General features: G+C 73.7%; 2 protein-coding genes. Both read left to right on the top strand.

The window, feature by feature from the left end:
- On the top strand, positions 1-429 hold a 429-nt coding region (locus AA75_RS42590; protein WP_206743467.1), incomplete at its 5' end, for a hypothetical protein.
- Positions 430-496: 67 nt separating this feature from the next.
- The coding region (locus tag AA75_RS42585; RefSeq protein ID WP_033825915.1) for a hypothetical protein at positions 497-1,105 on the top strand (609 nt) is incomplete at its 3' end.

Genomic DNA, 1,105 nt, shown 5'->3' with positions numbered 1-1,105 from the left:
GGAGACCTCCGCCGCGGCCGGCCCGGCCGCTTCCCGCCCGCACCGCTGTCCCGCCCACCCCGAAAGGTCACCCTCATGGCACGCCGCTACGACGACTCCGACATCGAGGTCCTGCGCGCCCAGCTGGACCGGCCGGTGACGGAGCGCACCTGCCCGCTCTGCGGCCACCTCGGCCTGCGCTCCTACCACCGCGAAAAGCTCGGCCGCACCACCCCCTCGATGATCAACTACCTCTGGTGCAGCGCCTGCCACGGCTACTCCTCCTCCTTCACCGCCGCCGAACGCCGGACCGTCGACCGCGACCCGCTCCAGGACGCGTACGGCGACCGGGTGCCCGAGCTGATGCGCGACCCGGAGGGCCTGCTCGTCATCCTCGACGGCTACTGGGAGGACGGCCGCCTGCCCCAGGCCATGATCCGCCGCCGCTGAGCCGAGCCGGGCGACCCGATGCGCCGAACCGGGCGAACGGGCCCGGCCCGGCCGGTAGGCTCGGCCGGTGACCGAACAACTCCCGCCGGGCGGCGTCGAAATCACCGAGGCCGAGGCCGAAGCCCGATGGACCCAGGCCTGGACGCCCGCCCGACTGGCCGACCGGCTCGCGGGCGTGGCGGCGCCCTGGTGCGTCGCCGGGGGCTGGGCCCTGGACCTGTTCAAGGGCGAGCAGACCCGCGACCACAGCGACCTCGAGATGGCAGTCCCGGCCGCCCGGTTCCCCGAGATCCGGGCCCGCTTCCCCGAACTCGCCTTCGACGTCGTGGACTCCGGGCACATCTGGCAGGACCCGGCACCCGAGGTCCTCGCCCTCACCCACCAGACCTGGCTGCGCGACCCCGCGACCGGGAACTTCCTGGTGGACGTGTTCCGCGAGCCGCACGACGGCACCACCTGGATCTGCCGCCGCGACCCGTCGGTGCGCCTGCCCTACAGCGCCGTCGTCCACCGCACGCCCGCGGGGATCCCCTATCTCGCACCGGAACTGACCCTGCTGTTCAAGGCCAAGGCGCTGCGCCCCAAGGACCGCCTGGACTTCACCACCACCCTCCCGCTGCTCGACCACACCCAGCAGCTGACCCTGGCCGCCCTCCTCGACCGGGTGCACCCCGGA

It is taken from the genome of Kitasatospora sp. MBT63 (genome assembly GCF_000710465.2).
Taxonomy (GTDB): Bacteria; Actinomycetota; Actinomycetes; order Streptomycetales; family Streptomycetaceae; genus Kitasatospora.
This window is presented reverse-complemented; position numbering and strand designations above follow the sequence as displayed.